The organism is Nonomuraea composti, assembly GCF_012034275.1.
GTDB classification, from domain to species: Bacteria; Actinomycetota; Actinomycetes; order Streptosporangiales; family Streptosporangiaceae; genus Nonomuraea; species Nonomuraea composti.
In genome coordinates, this window is sequence record NZ_JAATEP010000006.1 from 71,769 (window position 1) to 86,812 (window position 15,044).

At 72.1% G+C, this 15,044-nt stretch carries 17 protein-coding genes; 8 read left to right on the plus strand and 9 right to left on the minus strand.

Annotation, left to right across the window (positions count from 1 at the left end; all coding sequences use genetic code 11):
- Positions 1-8: 8 nt before the first annotated feature.
- The 4 genes from HCN51_RS10745 to HCN51_RS10760 are packed head-to-tail and all read right to left on the minus strand — an operon-like array spanning position 9 to position 3,088.
- Complete coding sequence (locus tag HCN51_RS10745) at positions 9-767, minus strand: urease accessory protein UreF (RefSeq protein ID WP_168009241.1); 759 nt, start codon at positions 765-767, stop codon at positions 9-11.
- The gene (locus HCN51_RS10750; RefSeq protein WP_168009243.1) at positions 767-2,485 is read right to left on the minus strand and encodes an urease subunit alpha; all 1,719 of its coding nucleotides are present in this window, start codon (positions 2,483-2,485) and stop codon (positions 767-769) included. Before HCN51_RS10750 ends, HCN51_RS10745 begins: the two co-directional genes overlap by 1 nt.
- Entirely contained in the window at positions 2,478-2,789 is a 312-nt protein-coding gene (locus HCN51_RS10755; RefSeq protein WP_168009254.1) for an urease subunit beta, read from the minus strand. Before HCN51_RS10755 ends, HCN51_RS10750 begins: the two co-directional genes overlap by 8 nt.
- The gene (locus tag HCN51_RS10760) at positions 2,786-3,088 is read right to left on the minus strand and encodes an urease subunit gamma (RefSeq protein WP_080041930.1); all 303 of its coding nucleotides are present in this window, start codon (positions 3,086-3,088) and stop codon (positions 2,786-2,788) included. Before HCN51_RS10760 ends, HCN51_RS10755 begins: the two co-directional genes overlap by 4 nt.
- 188 nt (positions 3,089-3,276) lie before the next feature.
- Here HCN51_RS10760 and urtA point away from each other — a divergent pair, with 188 nt between their 5' ends.
- From urtA to urtE, 5 genes are read left to right on the plus strand one after another with little or no spacing between them, the layout of a single operon-like run.
- Positions 3,277-4,485 carry an urea ABC transporter substrate-binding protein gene (urtA, locus tag HCN51_RS10765; RefSeq protein ID WP_168009256.1) on the plus strand — a complete coding sequence of 403 codons (1,209 nt, stop codon included), beginning with the start codon at positions 3,277-3,279 and terminating at the stop codon, positions 4,483-4,485.
- Positions 4,485-5,333 (plus strand): urea ABC transporter permease subunit UrtB, encoded by an 849-nt coding sequence (urtB, locus tag HCN51_RS10770; protein ID WP_080047129.1) that lies wholly within the window; start codon positions 4,485-4,487, stop codon positions 5,331-5,333. Before urtA ends, urtB begins: the two co-directional genes overlap by 1 nt.
- Positions 5,330-6,352: an urea ABC transporter permease subunit UrtC gene (gene urtC / locus HCN51_RS10775; protein ID WP_168009258.1), complete on the plus strand. Its 1,023-nt coding sequence runs from the start codon at positions 5,330-5,332 to the stop codon at positions 6,350-6,352. Before urtB ends, urtC begins: the two co-directional genes overlap by 4 nt.
- On the plus strand, positions 6,336-7,088 hold the full coding sequence (gene urtD, locus HCN51_RS10780; RefSeq protein WP_168009261.1) for an urea ABC transporter ATP-binding protein UrtD: 753 nt from the start codon (positions 6,336-6,338) through the stop codon (positions 7,086-7,088). Before urtC ends, urtD begins: the two co-directional genes overlap by 17 nt.
- On the plus strand, positions 7,066-7,755 hold the full coding sequence (urtE, locus tag HCN51_RS10785) for an urea ABC transporter ATP-binding subunit UrtE (RefSeq protein WP_168009263.1): 690 nt from the start codon (positions 7,066-7,068) through the stop codon (positions 7,753-7,755). Before urtD ends, urtE begins: the two co-directional genes overlap by 23 nt.
- A 55-nt stretch (positions 7,756-7,810) precedes the next feature.
- On the opposite strand, the gene HCN51_RS10790 is transcribed toward urtE, so the two are convergent.
- Positions 7,811-8,530, minus strand: coding sequence for a Mut7-C RNAse domain-containing protein (locus tag HCN51_RS10790; protein WP_168009265.1), 720 nt, complete (start codon positions 8,528-8,530; stop codon positions 7,811-7,813).
- A 26-nt stretch (positions 8,531-8,556) separates the two neighbouring features.
- Here HCN51_RS10790 and HCN51_RS10795 point away from each other — a divergent pair, with 26 nt between their 5' ends.
- Complete coding sequence (locus tag HCN51_RS10795) at positions 8,557-9,465, plus strand: TAXI family TRAP transporter solute-binding subunit (protein WP_206066840.1); 909 nt, start codon at positions 8,557-8,559, stop codon at positions 9,463-9,465.
- On the opposite strand, the gene HCN51_RS10800 is transcribed toward HCN51_RS10795, so the two are convergent.
- Positions 9,444-9,749: a hypothetical protein gene (locus HCN51_RS10800; RefSeq protein WP_168009267.1), complete on the minus strand. Its 306-nt coding sequence runs from the start codon at positions 9,747-9,749 to the stop codon at positions 9,444-9,446. The two genes, HCN51_RS10795 and HCN51_RS10800, sit on opposite strands and share 22 nt — an antisense overlap.
- The gene (locus HCN51_RS10805; protein ID WP_168009269.1) at positions 9,746-10,381 is read right to left on the minus strand and encodes a TetR/AcrR family transcriptional regulator; all 636 of its coding nucleotides are present in this window, start codon (positions 10,379-10,381) and stop codon (positions 9,746-9,748) included. Before HCN51_RS10805 ends, HCN51_RS10800 begins: the two co-directional genes overlap by 4 nt.
- 102 nt (positions 10,382-10,483) lie before the next feature.
- Between HCN51_RS10805 and HCN51_RS10810 the strand changes: the two genes are divergently transcribed.
- Both HCN51_RS10810 and HCN51_RS10815 read left to right on the plus strand, forming a co-directional pair.
- Complete coding sequence (locus HCN51_RS10810) at positions 10,484-11,881, plus strand: MFS transporter (RefSeq protein WP_168009271.1); 1,398 nt, start codon at positions 10,484-10,486, stop codon at positions 11,879-11,881.
- Positions 11,878-13,056: an FAD-dependent monooxygenase gene (locus tag HCN51_RS10815; protein ID WP_168009273.1), complete on the plus strand. Its 1,179-nt coding sequence runs from the start codon at positions 11,878-11,880 to the stop codon at positions 13,054-13,056. Before HCN51_RS10810 ends, HCN51_RS10815 begins: the two co-directional genes overlap by 4 nt.
- 2 nt (positions 13,057-13,058) lie before the next feature.
- Here the strand turns inward: HCN51_RS10815 and HCN51_RS61240 are convergent, their stop codons facing one another.
- Positions 13,059-14,381 (minus strand): ATP-binding protein, encoded by a 1,323-nt coding sequence (locus HCN51_RS61240; RefSeq protein ID WP_168009275.1) that lies wholly within the window; start codon positions 14,379-14,381, stop codon positions 13,059-13,061.
- Positions 14,378-15,043 (minus strand): response regulator transcription factor, encoded by a 666-nt coding sequence (locus tag HCN51_RS10825; RefSeq protein WP_080041918.1) that lies wholly within the window; start codon positions 15,041-15,043, stop codon positions 14,378-14,380. Before HCN51_RS10825 ends, HCN51_RS61240 begins: the two co-directional genes overlap by 4 nt.
- Between the last annotated feature and the right edge of the window lies 1 nt (position 15,044).

Here is a 15,044-nt window from a genome sequence, read left to right on the forward strand (position 1 = left end):
CCTTCCTTCTATGAGATGAACAGCCGGACCTCGGCCTGAGCGTGCTGCTCGGCCAGGAGGTCGAGGGCCGGGGACGAGTACGCGGGCAGCGACTCCCAGCCATCCGAGGTGGGCAGGCAGGCTTGGGCGGCGACGGCGGTGAGGTCGGGGGTCAGGTCGGCCAGCAGGGCGTGCACGGCCACCGGGTCCAGGCCGAGCAGCCGCACGGCCGCCGTCGCCGGGCCGGTGATCGCGTGGTACGCCGCCGCCAGCGCCGCCTCCTCGGGGCTGGCGCCCGCCGCGTACGCCGCCGCGCCCAGGGCGACGGGGTGATGCGGGCTCGGGATGAGGCCGGCGAGGTCGTCCAGGACGGGGTGCGGCCACACGCGGCGGGCGACGCGGAGGAGCAGCCGGCCCTGGGCACGGGACGCGTCACGCTGGGCGGGACTGGCCGTCCTGGCGTCCACCTCGGCATCGAGGACCAGCCACGGGTGCGGCGCCGCGTCGTGCGGCGTTGAGGGGGTGCGCTCCGCTTCGCTTGCCGCAAGCGGCGTCGCCGGCCCGGCCCTTCGCAGCGTCTCCGCCTGTGCCGCCGCCTGGGTGCAGGTGGCGGCGGTGAGGGCGGCGGCTACGGTGCCCGCCGTATGGAGGCGGCCGCGGAGGAAGGAGGACAGGGAGGGGAGGTCGTGGACGGCGCCCGAGGCGATCGCCCGCTCGGTGCCGCCCGAGTGGGCGTGGCCGCCGGCGGGGAGGCGGGAGTCGGTGAGGAGGAGCAGGGACGGATGCATCAGAACAGGAAGTAGCGCTGGGCGAGGGGCAGGGTGGTGGCGGGGGCGGGCTCGATGAGGGTGCCGTCGATGCGGACCTCGAAGGTGTCGGGTGCCACGTCGATGCGCGGGAGCGCGTCGTTCAAGGGCATGGACGACTTGCCGCGGCGCCGTACGTCCGCCACAGGAGCGAGGCGGCGGCGGACGGAGAGGCGGTCGGCGAGGCCCGCCTCTACGGCGAGGGGTGAGACGAAGTGGAGGGAGGTGGCGGCGGCGGTGACGGGGGAGGCGCCGAACATGGGGCGGGGCAGGACGGGTTGCGGGGTGGGGATGGAGGCGTTGGCGTCGCCCATCTGCGCCCACGCCACCACCCCACCCTTCAGCACGAGGTCGGGTTTGACGCCGAAGAAGGCGGGGTCCCAGAGGACGAGGTCGGCGAGCTTGCCGGGCTCGACGGAGCCGACCTCGGCCTCCAGGCCGTGGGCGATGGCGGGGCAGATGGTGTATTTGGCGATGTAGCGGCGGGCGCGGAGGTTGTCGGCGGGGCCGGGGCCGAGGGAGCCGCGGCGGGCCTTCATGACGTGGGCGGTCTGCCAGGTGCGGATGATGGTCTCGCCGATGCGGCCCATGGCCTGCGAGTCGGAGCCGATCATGGAGATGGCGCCCATGTCGTGCAGGACGTCCTCGGCGGCCATGGTGGTGGGCCTGATGCGGGATTCGGCGAAGGCGAGGTCCTCGGGGATCGACGGGTTGAGGTGGTGGCAGACCATCAGCATGTCGAGGTGCTCGTCGAGCGTGTTGACGGTGTGCGGCCTGGTGGGGTTGGTGGAGGAGGGCAGCACGTTGGGGTGGGCGGCGACGCGGATGATGTCGGGTGCGTGCCCGCCGCCGGCCCCTTCGGTGTGGTACGCGTGGATCATCCGGTCGCCGATGGCCTTGAGGGTGGACTCGACGAAGCCGGCCTCGTTCAGCGTGTCGGTGTGGATGGTGACCTGCACGCCGGAGGCGTCGGCGACGGTGAGGCAGGCGTCGATGGCGGCGGGGGTGGAGCCCCAGTCCTCGTGCAGCTTGAAGCCGGACGCTCCGGCGCGCAGCTGTTCCAGCAGCCCTTCGGTGCTGACCGTGTTGCCCTTGCCGAGCAGGGCGAAGTTCAGCGGGTACGCGTCCAGCGACTCCAGCATGCGGCCGAGGTACCAGGTGCCGGTGACGGTGGTGGCCTTGGTGCCCTCGACGGGCCCGGTGCCGCCCCCGACGACCGTCGTGACACCGGACCCGATGGCCTCGTCGAGGAGTTGCGGGCAGATGAGATGGACGTGCGAGTCGACGGCCCCGGCGGTGAGGATCTTGCCGTTGCCGGACAGGACCTCGGTGGACGGGCCGATGACGATGTCCACGCCGTCCATGGTGTCGGGGTTGCCGGCCTTGCCGATGGCGGCGACGCGGCCGTCGCGGACGGCGACGTCGGCCTTGATCACGCCCCAGTGGTCGAGGATGACGGCGCCGGTGATGACGAGGTCGGCCGCTCCTTCGGCGCGGGTGGTGCGGGCCTGGCCCATGGACTCGCGGATGACCTTGCCGCCACCGAAGACGGCCTCGTCGCCGGCTCCGGCGGGGCCCATCGAGCGGTCCTCGGTGACCTCGATGAACAGGTCGGTGTCGGCCAGGCGGATCCGGTCGCCGGTCGTGGGGCCGTACAGTGCCGCATATCGGGCACGCGAAATGCGAGCTCCGTCAGCCATCCAGCGGCCCCGCCCACTCCGGCCGCAGGCCGGGCACCACGCGGGCGCCCGCCAGCGGCACCAGCGTCACATCGCGCTCGACGCCCGGCTCGAACCGGACGGCCGTGCCCGCGGGCACGTCGAGCCGCCGCCCCCATGCGGCCTTCCTGTCGAACTCCAGGCCCGGGTTCGCGGCGGCGAAGTGGTAGTGCGAGCCCACCTGCACGGGCCGGTCGGCCGTGTTCACGACGCGCACGGTGACGCGGTCGCGGCCCGGGTTGAGGGCGATGCCGCCTTCCGGGTGCGCATACTCGCCGGGGATCACGGGATCGGCCTGTGGACGGTGACGAGCTTCGTGCCGTCGGGGAACGTGGCCTCGATCTGCACGCTCTCCAGCATCTCCGGCACGCCCTCCATGACGTCGGCGCGCCCGAGCACCGACCGGCCCGCCTCCATCAGGTCGGCCACGCTGCGCCCGTCTCTGGCGCCCTCCATGAGGAACGAGGCGATGATGGCGGTAGCCTCTGGGTGGTTGAGTCGCAGGCCCCTGGCCTGCCGCTCGCGCGCCACACCGGCGGCGACGTGGATGAGCAGCCGCTCCTGCTCGTGTGAGGTAAGCCGCATGGCCGGACCTTAGGAACCGGCCGTTTCCGCGCTGTTGCGTACGCATGTCGTGTTGGTTTCGCGCCGCGCGGATGAATTTCCCGTGTCTTTGTGAACGTCCGGCAATAGCCAATTAACAAACGGGATCTTCAAGTGAAATGTCCCGGAGTCACCTTTCTCGCAGAACCGGTCGGCAGGAAGGAACTCCTGTGCGCATCTCCCGTCCGATTGTCGCCGCGCTGCTCGCCCTGGCCCTGGCGGCCTGCGGATCCGGCGCCGAACCCGCCGCCTCCTCAAGCGAGATCAAGGTCGGCCTCCTGCACTCCCTCAGCGGCACGATGGCGATCAGCGAGGTCACCGTGCGCGACGCGGAGCTGCTCGCCATCGAAGAGATCAACAAGGCCGGGGGTGTGCTCGGCAAGAAGCTCGTGCCGGTGGTGGAGGACGGGGCCTCCGACTGGCCCACGTTCGCGGAGAAGGCCACGAAGCTGATCAGGCAGGACAAGGTGGCCACCGTCTTCGGCGGCTGGACGTCGGCCAGCAGGAAGGCGATGCTACCGGTGTTCGAGCGGTACAAGGCGCTGCTGTGGTATCCGGTGCAGTACGAGGGGCTGGAGAGCTCGCCGTACATCTTCTACACCGGCGCGACCACGAACCAGCAGATCATCCCCGGGCTCGACTACCTGAAGGAGCAGGGGAAGAAGAAGTTGTTCCTGGTGGGCAGCGACTACGTCTTCCCGCGGACCGCGAACAAGATCATCAAGGCGTACGCGGCGGCGAACGGGATGGAGATCCTCGGCGAGGAGTACACCCCGTTGGGCCACACCGAATACTCGACGTTGGTCAACAAGGTCGTGCAGGCCAAGCCCGACGCCGTCTTCAACACCCTCAACGGCGACTCCAACGTGGCCTTCTTCAAGCAGCTCAAGAGCGCCGGAGCGACGGCCGAGGCCATGCCGGTGCTGTCGGTGAGCGTCGCCGAGGAGGAGGTCACCGGCATCGGCGTGGACAACATCGCCGGCCACCCCGTCGCCTGGAACTACTACCAGACCACCGAGACGCCGGCCAACGAGGCGTTCGTGAAGGCGTACAAGGCGAAGTACGGCGCGAACAAGGTCACCTCCGACCCCATGGAGGCCGGCTACAACGCCGTCTACCTGTGGGCCGAGGCCGTCAAGAAGGCGGGCAGCACCGACGTCGCGGCGGTCAAGAAGGCCGCGCCCGGCATCGCGCTCGAACGTCCCGAAGGCCTGGTCACCATCGACGGCGAGAACCAGCACATGTACAAGACCGCCCGCATCGGCATCATCCAGCCGGACGGCCTCATCAAGCAGGTGTGGGACTCCGGCAAGCCGATCAAGCCGGACCCCTACCTCAAGGGGTATCCGTGGGCGGCCGGCCTGGCGGCGGGGCAGTGATGGCCGCCTTTCTCAACCAGCTGCCCATCGGGCTGTCGATCGGGGCGGTGCTGCTGCTGATCGCGCTCGGGCTGACGTTCACGTTCGGCCAGATGGGCGTGATCAACATGGCGCACGGCGAGTTCATCATGGCCGGGGCCTACACCGCGTACCTGATGGGGGGACTGCTGCCGGCGCTGCCGGTGGCGTTCCTCGTCGCCGGGGTCATGGGGCTGATCCTGGAGCGGGCCGCGATCCGGCACTTCTACGGGCGGCCCCTGGACACGCTGCTGCTCACCTGGGGCGTCAGCCTCGTGCTGCAGCAGCTCGCCCGCGACCTGTTCGGGGCGCCGAACGTGCAGGTGCCGGCGCCGTCGTGGCTGGCGGGCGGGGTGGGGATCCTGCCGTACAACCGGCTGTTCATCATGGGGCTCGCGGTGGCGGGCGTGGTGGCCGTGTGGGTCTACCTCACGCGGACCGGGCTGGGGCGGCGGACGCAGGCCGTCGTCCAGAACCGGCAGCTCGCCGCCACCAGCGGCATCGACACCGGGCGGGTGGACATGCTGACGTTCTTCATCGGCTCCGGCCTGGCCGGGGTGGCCGGGGTGGCGCTGACGCTCATCGGGCCGGTCGGGCCGGCGCTCGGGACGTACTACATCGTGGACGCCTTCCTCGTCGTCGTGGCCGGCGGGCTCGGGCAGCTGCGCGGGGCGGTGCTCGCGGCCGTCGCGCTGGGGCTGCTGAACTCCTACGCCGAGTTCTGGTCCGACGCGTCGCTCGCCAAGGTGATCGTCTTCGCGGTGATCATCGCGTTCCTGCAAGTGCGGCCGCAGGGCATGTTCGTGCTGAGGTCGAGGGTGCTGACGTGATCAAGAGACATCTGCCCTTCGCGACCGTGGCGGTGATCGCGCTCGTCGCGGCGCCGCTGCTGCTGGAGCCGTTCCGGCTGGGGCTGCTCGCCAAGTACCTGTGCTACGCGATCGTCGCGCTCGGGATCGGGCTCGCCTGGGGGCAGGGCGGCATGCTCACCCTCGGGCAGGGCGTCTTCTTCGGGCTCGGCGGCTACTCCATGGCCATGTACCTCAAGCTCAACGAGGCCGGGCCGGGCGGGCTGCCCGACTTCATGGTGTGGAGCGGGGTCGAGAAGCTGCCCGCGCTGTGGGCGCCGTTCGCCAACCCGGTCTTCGCCGTCGGCATGGCCGTGCTCGGGCCCGTGCTGCTCGCGGTGCTGCTCGGCACGCTGGTGTTCCGGCAGCGCGTACGCGGGGCGTACTTCGCGATCCTCACCCAGGCACTGGCCGCCGCCATGGTCATCCTCCTCGTCGGCCAGCAGGGCCTGACCGGCGGCACCAACGGCATGACGAACTTCTTCGAGCTGTTCGGCCAGGACCTCGCCGACGACTCCACGCAGCGCGGCCTCTACCTGGTGGTCGCGTCCGTGCTGGGGATCCTGTACCTGGCCACGCGGCAGCTCGTGCACAGCCGGTACGGGCGGCTGCTCGTCGCCGTCCGCGACGGCGAGGACCGGGTACGTTTCCTCGGCTACGACCCCGCCCTCGTCAAGACCGTCACCTTCGCCGCCTCGGCCGGCATGGCCGGGCTCGCCGGCGCCCTGTTCGTGCCCGTCGTCGGCATCATCTCGCCCGCGCTGCTCGGCGTCGTCCCGTCACTGGAGCTGGTCGTCGCCGTGGCCGTCGGCGGCCGGCACGCGCTGGCCGGCGCCGTGCTCGGGGCGGTCGTCATGGGGTACGCCAAGACGGCGTTCAGCGAGCAGTTCGCCGACGGCTGGCTCTACCTGCAAGGGGCCCTGTTCATCCTGGTCATGACGCTGGCCCCGAAGGGCATCGTGGGCGTCGTCGGGAGGTTGCGCCGTGCTCGAACTACGTGACGTCCAGGTCGTCTTCGACGGGTTCCGCGCCCTCGACGGCGTGAACCTGACCGTGCCAGAAGGGGAGCTGCGCTTCCTCATCGGCCCCAACGGCGCCGGAAAGACCACCCTCATCGACGTCATCACCGGTTTGACGAAGCCCGCCGGGGGCAGCGTGCGCTTCGGCGGCCTCGACCTCGTCGGGCGGAAGGAGCACCAGATCGTCCGGCTGGGCGTGGGCCGCACGTTCCAGACATCGGTCGTGTTCGAGGAGCTCACCGTGATCGAGAACCTCGACCTGGCCGCCACCTTCCGGCAACCCCTGTGGTCCCTGGCCCGCCGGCGGCGCGGCATCTCGGAAGCCGTCGAGCAGGCCCTGACCAGGACTGGTCTCGAAGACCTCGCCGAGCGTTCAGCGGGCGTTCTCTCCCACGGCCAGCGGCAGTGGCTCGAGATCGGCATGCTGCTGGCGCAGCGGCCCAAGCTGCTGCTCCTGGACGAGCCGGTGGCCGGCATGTCCAAGGACGAGCGCGAGCGTACGGGCGAACTGCTCACCGAGATCGCCGACGACCACACGGTGATCGTGGTCGAGCACGACATGGAATTCCTGCGGCGGCACGCCTCGACGGTGACCGTGCTGCACGAGGGCAAGGTGCTCGTGGAGGGCTCGGTCGACCAGGTCAGCGCCGACCCCCGCGTGCAGGAGGTCTACCTGGGGAGGAGGAAGGCCGAGGATGCTGTCGGTAACCGGCCTTGAGTCAGGGTACGGGCGGGCGCGGGTGCTGTTCGGGGTCTCACTGGAGGTGGGACCCGGGCAGCTCGTGTGCGTCATGGGACGCAACGGGGTCGGCAAGACCACGCTGCTCAACACCATCATGGGGGTGCTCCCGGCCACGGCCGGCACCGTCACCTTCGACGGCCGCGACGTCACCCGCCTCAAACCGCACGAACGGGTACGGCTCGGCATGGGCTACGTCCCGCAGGGCCACCAGTGCTTCCCGCAACTGTCCGTCCTCGGCAACCTGCTGGTGACCGTCGAGGCCGCCGGCCAGCCCCGCTCCGCCATCGACGAGGCCCTTGATCTTTTTCCGGCGTTGGGGGCGCTGCTCAAGCGGAGTGCCGGGCACCTGTCGGGCGGTCAGCAACAACAGCTCGCCATGGCGCGGGCCCTGGTGACACGGCCCCGGATGCTCATCCTCGACGAGCCCACGGAAGGCATCCAGCCGTCGATCATCCTGGAGATCGAGGCCGCCATCGAGCGGTTGCACGGGGCCGGGCTGGCGGTGCTGCTGGTGGAGCAGTACCTGGACATCGCGCTGCGACTGGCCGACACGTTCGTCATCCTGGACGGCGGCCGGGTCGTGCGGACCGGTGTGGCCGACGATCTCCAGCAGGAGGAGGTACGGCGGCTGCTGGCCGTTTAGAGCTGGTGGTCGGGGGCCGGCACGGCGCCGAAGCCGGACGAGCTCGGCCTGACGGTCACGACACCCAGGCCCGCGCCGACCGCACGATCTCCTCAAGGTGGCCGCTGTGCGCGCCGTGCCAGTACACCTGCCCGCACGACGCGCACCGGCCGTACGCGTCGTAGCTGCGCCGCGTCCCGTCCTCCAGCACAGGCTCGACCTCGTCCTTCGTGACGGGCACGAGCACGCCGTTGCAGGCGGTGCAGCGCGTCCACGGGCGCAGGGGCGGGGCGAAGCGTTCGAGGAGGTCGCGGAGCTGGTCGGCCGGGGCGGAGCCGCGCACGTACGCGCCAAGCCACAGCGCGCGGCGGCGCAGCAGGCCGCGGTCCTGGGTGAGGAGCACGCGCCGCTCCTCGTTGGCCTGCACCACCAGCGCCGGGTCGTCCATGTCGTTGTGGTAGGCGGTGTCGATGCCGAGCAGGCGCAGCCGCCGGGCCAGCGTGCCGAGGTGCACGTCGAGGAGGAAGCGGGGCTCGTCGGGGAGCGGCTGGGGGCGGGGGACCGGCTGCACGTCCACCACGTCGCCCGGCGTGAGCTGGTACGACGGGGGCACGCCCCGGCCGTCGAGCAGCATGGGGCCCACCTCCGTCAGCGGGACGCCGACCGACTCGACGTGATGGCCGAGCGTGGAGGTGCGGTCGGGGGTCACCTCCTGCCACTCGTGGCGGCGGCTCGCGGGCAGGAACATCCTCAGCTCTGGGGCGATGCGCAGGCGTGCGGTCGTCACATCGTCCATTCTGTTCCACCGGCTAACGTGAATTCATGCCTATATCCCGCCGCACCCTGCTCGGGCTCGCCGCGCTCGCGGTGGCCGGGTGCTCGGGGTCCGAGGACGCCTCGTTCGAGCTGCGGCTGGCGACGGGGCTGGCCGGCGGGCCGTACCGGGAGCTGGGGGACCGGCTCGCGCAGGAGCTGCGGCGCGGCGGGATGCGCGTGCGGGAGATCCCCACCGCCGCGAGCGTGCAGAACCTCACGATGATGACGGACGGGCGCGCGGACGCGGGGTTCGCGCTGGCCGACACCGCCGACGACGCGGTACGCGTACGGCACCAGCCCGTCGCCGCGCTGGCCCGGATGTACCTCAACTACGTGCATCTGGTCGTCGCCAAGGACTCGGTGATCACCACCGTGCGGCAGCTCGCGGGCAAGGCCGTCTCCATCGGCGTCGAAGGGTCGGGGACGGCGGTGACCGCGACGCGCATCCTGGCCGCGGCCTCGCTCGGCACGCCGCCCACCGTCGCCCGGCTCGACCTCGACGCCTCCATCGAGGCGCTGCGCGGCGGGCGCATCGAAGCGTTCTTCTGGTCCGGCGGCGTGCCCACCCCTGCCCTGGCCGCGCGCGACGACGTGCGGCTGGTGTCGCTGGAGACGCTGGTGCCGGTGCTGCGGCGGCGGTTCGGGCCCGTGTACGAGGACGCGTCCGTGCCGGCGGGCACGTACGGGGGCGCCAGGACCGTACGCACGGTGGGGACCCCCAGCTACCTGATGTGCCGGGGCTCGCTCCCCGCCGACCTGGCGTACACGATCACCGAGACCCTGTTCCGCGCCCGCGACCGCCTCCAAGCCCCGTCGGCCCCGGGCGGCCGGCTCGACGAGCGCTACGCGATCGGCACCGGCGTCGTGCCGCTGCATCCGGGCGCGGCCCGCTACTACCGCTCCGTGTACGGCTGACCGGCCGGGCGCGGGACGGCGCCGAGGTCGCCTTCGGGCTCGCGGGTGAGGACGGCGTGCAGGGCCGGGTCGGCGTGGATCTCGGCACTGTGCCGCCACTGGGCCAGCAGCAGCGCCAGAGTCTCCGGCGTGGCGGCCGCGCGGGCCGTGTCCACCAGCTCGCCGAGCATCGCCTCGACATCGGCCTCGGGGAGGAGAGCCGACCAGGGCGGCAAGGCTTGGCGCAGGGCGGCGATGTTCCCGGCGCGGGCCAGGTCGGCAAGAAGCCGCGATGAAGAGGTCACGTCTGCTGACGGTACGCGCGCAGGAACGCCCGTACGCCTTCGATGACGAGCGGTCGGACGCGATCGTCCTCGGCGGCGTTGGCCGAGCCGAGCCGGTTGAGCGCGACCCCGAAGGTCAGCGCGATGAAGTGGTCGGCGGCGAGGCGGGGGTCGGGGGCGTCGAGGAGGCCGGCGCGGGCGAGGGCGGCCAGGCGTTCGCCGAGGGCTTCGTCGGGGGCGTGGGTGATGACCTGGTCGTCGCGGTGCGGCAGGTGGTCGGATTCGGTCTGGGCCAGGCGTTGCAGCGTCGCGTACTCGGCCGAGCCGAGCATGTCGGTGGCGATCCGCATCGCGAACGCCACCAGGGCGGACTCCAGCTCCCCGGCCTCGGTGACGTCGGTGAGGGTGTCGTCGAGGGTGCGCCGGATCGTGGCGACCAGTGACTGGCCGACGGCGTCGAGGACGGCCCGCAGCAGGGTCTGCTTGTCGCCGAAGTAGTCGTACACCGTCCGCTTGGACACCCCGGCCTGGGCGGCGATCGCGTCGACGCTGGTGCGGTCGAAGCCGTCGGTGAGGAACAGCTCCCGGGCCGCCGTCAGGATGGCGGTCCGCTTGTGGGCGGAACCTGCACGCAGCGTCTTCGTGGTCGGCATGCACGGATCCTAGCGGAGCTACACTCATCGGTGTAACGAACTACACTGCACGGTGTAGTGTGGTTGACGCGCTCCCGGAAACCGAAACCGGAAAGGACGTCCATGTCCCGTACGTCGACAGCCGCCCCGCCCCGCATCGGAAGACCCGCCGTCCTCGCCCTCGGCATGCTGGCCGTGGCCACCGCCGCCCTGGAGTCGGTGGTGACGCCGGCGCTCCCGCTCCTGCAACGCGAGCTGGCCCTCAGCCCCGCCCAAGGTGCCCTGCTCAGCATCATGCTGCTCATCACCGGCGCCCTCCTCGCGCCCGTCGCCGGCAAGCTCGGCGACCGCTACGGCGCGAAGCGGGTGCTGATCCGGCTGATGGCGGTGGTCGCGGCCGGTGGCCTGCTGTCCGCGCTGGCGCCGAACCTGCCGGTGCTGCTGGTCGGCCAGGTGCTGCAGGGCGCGATGCTGGGCGCGCTGCCCCTGTCGTTCATCCTGGTACGCAAATACCTCCCGCCGGGCGAGTCCCAGGTGGCGATCGGCCTGGTGACCGGGCTGTTCATGGGCGGCGGCATGGCCGGGACGCTGATCGCCGGACCGGTGGCGGAAGGGCTGTCGCGGCACTGGATGTTCGCGCTGCCGACGCTCGCCATCGTCGTGGCCACGCTGCTCGTGAACGTGTTGATGCCGCACGATCCGCCGGCCCGCTCGGAGGCCAGGATCGACTGGCCCGGCATGCTCCTGCTGAGCGCCACGTTGCTCGCGCTCATGGCCTTGCTCGCCATGGTGCCCAGCCTCATCTCGCAGCCGCTCCTGGTCGGCGGCCTCGCGGTGCTCGTGGTCGTGCTCGCGACCCGATGGGTGGCCGTCGAGCGCCGGGCCGCCGCGCCGATGGTCGACCTGCGCATGCTGGCGGTGCCCGGCATGTGGAGCTCGTGCGTGATCACCTTCGCGGTCTGCGTGGGCACGTCCGTGGCGACGTACCTCGTCACGCAGCTCCTCGCGGCGCCCGCCGACGGGTACGGCTTCGCGGCGGGCGCCACCGACATCGGGAAGTACCTGCTGCCCAGCCTCGTCGCCGCGGCGGCGAGCGGGCCGATCGGCGGGATCGCGGCACGGCGGTTCGGCACCCGTGCCGTGACCGTCACCGGGATCGCCGTCATGGCGGCCGCCCTGCTCGGCCTGACGGTCCTGCACACGGAGGTCTGGCACCTCGTCGTCGCCAAGGCGCTGATCGCACTCGCCGGCGGCGTCTGCGTCACGGCGCTGATCTCCAGCACCACCGCCGCCGTCGATCAGGACGACACCGGCATCGCCACCAGCCTGGTCCTGGTCACCCGCGTGATCGGCTCGGCCGTGGGCGTCCAGGTCACCGGCGCGATCCTGACCGCCGCCGTCGAGCCCGCCTCCGGCGTCCCGGCCGAGTGGGGCTTCGTCGCCGGCTTCGGCGTGGCCGGGGTCATCACCGCACTGTCCGTTGTGGTGTTCCGCATCATGCAAAAAGGAGTCAAGGCATGAACGTCCGCACCGTCCTCATCTCCGGGGCCAGCATCGCCGGCCCCGCGCTCGCGTTCTGGCTCCGGAGGTACGGCTTCGCCGTCACCCTGGTCGAGAAGTCGGAGCGCCTGCGCACGGGCGGCTACCCGATCGACATCCGCGGCACCGCGCTGGAGGTCGTCCGGCGTATGGGGATCCTGCCCCGGCTGCGTGAAGCGCACGTCGACACGCGCAAGCTGACCTTCCTCGACGCGGACGGCGTCGAGGTGGCCTCCCTCGACCCGCGCGCCCTGGACGGCGGCGTCGCCGGACAGGACCTGGAGGTACGCCGGGGCGACCTGGCCACCGCCCTCCACGCGGGGATCAGGGACGACGTGGAGCTGCTGTTCGGGGACTCCATCGACACCCTCCACCAGTCGGAGCACGGCGTGGACGTGGCCTTCCGTGGCGGGGGCCGGCGCACGTTCGACCTGGTGATCGGCGCCGACGGCCTGCACTCGCACACCCGGCGGCTCGCGTTCGGTCCCGAGGAGCCCTTCCACCACTACCTGGGCTACTGCTTCGCCGGCTTCACCGTGCCCAACACGTTCGGGCTCGCCCACGAGGGCGTGTTGTGGAGCACCCCGGGCCGGGCCGCCGCCCTCTACGCCGCCGGCGACAGCGACGAGCTGCACGCCCTGCTGGCCTTCGCCCGCCCCCAGCCGCCGCACTCCGCCTTCCGCGACCCGCAGGCCCAGCGGGACCTGGTCGCCGCCGTCTTCGCCGGCGCCGGCTGGGAGGTCCCCGGCATGCTCGCCGCCATGCGGGACGCCGACGACCTGTTCTTCGACGTGGTCAGCCAGATCCGCATGCCGCGCTGGTCGGACGGCCAGGTCGCGCTCGTCGGTGACGCGGCCTACGCGCCCTCGTTCCTGACCGGGCAGGGCTCCAGCCTGGCGCTGGTGGGCGCGTACATGCTGGCCGCCTCCCTGGCGGCACACCCCGACCACGCCGCGGCCTTCGCTGCCTACGAACGCGACACCCGCCCCTTCGTCACCGAGAACCAGGCCCAGGTCGGCACCGGCGACGCCGCCCTCTTCCCCACCACGCTCGAGGCCCTGGAGCGCCGCAACACCATGCTGCGCACCCTCGCCACCACCCCGGCCGCCGCGCGGGAACGCCCCGCCCGCTCCAGCCTGACCCTTCCCGCGGCCTGACGTCAGGGCGGGAGCCGGAGCTCCACCACCAGGCCGTGCGGGGAGGCGGGCAGGAGGCTCAGGGTGGCGCCGCACGATCGGGCCAGTTCGGCGGCGATGGCCAGGCCGAGGCCGCTGCCCGGCACGTTCGCGTGGGCGCCCGACCGCCAGAAGCGGCCCAGGGCCTCCGCGCGTTCCTCCTCGCTGAGGCCGGGGCCGTCGTCGGTCACGCGCAGGACGCCGTCCTCCAGGGTGACGGTGACCGTGCCGCCCTGGGGGACGAACTTCTGGGCGTTGTCGAGGGCGATGTCGGCGATCCGGGCCGCGGCCTCCGGGATGGTGGATATTTCGGAAATGTCCGTCAGCAAACGGACGCCGGCGGCCGCGTACACCTCCCGCCAGGTCGCCAGGCGCCGAGCCAGCGAGACCTCCTTGGCCTCCAGGCCCGCGCCCGCCTCCACCTTCGCCAGCGTCAGCAGGTCCTCCACCAGCAGGGCCAGCCGGTCCAGCTCCGCCATCGCCTCCTCGAACTCGGCCGTCCCCTCCCCGTGCAGATGCGGCTCCAGGTTCTCCAGCCGCAGGCCGAGCACGGTGAGCGGCGTCCGCAGCTCGTGGGAGGCGTCGGCGACGAACGCCCGCTGCCGCTCCATCGCCCCCGCCACCGCGTCGGCCATCGCGTTGAAGCGCTCCTCCAGCCGCCGCAGCTCCGACGGGCCGACGCCGGGGTGCGCCCGCGCGTCCAGCCGGCCCTGCGCGATCGCCTGCGTGGTGCGGTCCAGCTCCGTGACCGGGCGCAGGATCCAGCGGGCCAGCCGCCGGGCCGCCAGCACCGAGTACGCCAGCGCGACCACCGCCCCCAGCGCCAGCGCGCCCCACACCAGCGACACGTCCAGCCGTGCCCGGTCGGTAGGGGCTTGCAGCAGCACCACGCCCGAGATCTGCGCGTCCCGGCCGGCCGGCTCGGCCAGCAGCACCGTGTCCGGGCCGAACGGGCTGATCGTCGGCAGGTCCTCCGTCGTACGCCCGGACAGGGCCAGGCGCAGGGCGTCCCGGTCGTCGGACTCGAAGCTGCCGGCCGACAGGCGCAGCGAGCCGTCGCGGTCACGGACGCGGACGGCGGCCCCGTACAGCTCGGCATAGCGGTTGATCTCGGCGATCAGCCCCGTGTGGTCGTCGTCGCGGGCCGCCTGGTCGGCCAGCTCCGCGAAGCGGGTGGCGTCGGCGCGGCGGTCGAGCAGCAGCCGGTTCGTCCGGTGCGAGGCGTAGGCCAGGCCCAGCGGCACCGCCAGCGCCGCCACCAGGAACACGATCAGCGTCGTGAACGTGACCACGAGCCGCGCGTTCACGCCGTCGAGCCCAGCCGGTATCCCGTGCCGCGCAACGTCTCCACCAAGCCGGGGCGGCCGGTCTTCGAGCGCAGGTTCGCCACGTGCACGTCCAGCGAGCGTGACGCCGACAGCAGCGGGTCGCCCCAGATCTCGTCGAGGATCTCCTCCCTGCCGCGCACCACGCCCGGCTCGCGCGCCAGCATCGCCAGCAGGTCGAACTCCCGCCGCGTCAGCGTCACCGCCTCCCCGGCCACCGTGACCTGCCGCGCCTCCAGATCGATGCGCACGTCCCCGACGTTCACCACGTCGTCGCGCTGCGGGCGCGGGCGCGTGCCCCGCCGCACCACCGCCTCCATGCGCGCCATCAGCTCGACCGTGCGGAACGGCTTGACCAGGTAGTCGTCGGCCCCCGAGCGCAGGCCGCGCAGCACCTCCCGCTCCTCGGTACGGGCCGTCACCACGATCAGCGGCACCGCCGACACCCGGCGCAGCCGGCGCAACGCCTCCAGGCCGTCCATGTCGGGCAGCCCCAGATCCAGCAGGACGAAGTCGACGCCCCCCGCCAGGCGGAGAGCGTCGACGGCCAGGCTCGCCCGGACGACCTCATGGCCGTGCCGGGCAAGAGCCTTCGTGAGGGCGGCGGCGAGCCGATCGTCGTCCTCGACCAGCAGAACTCGCATG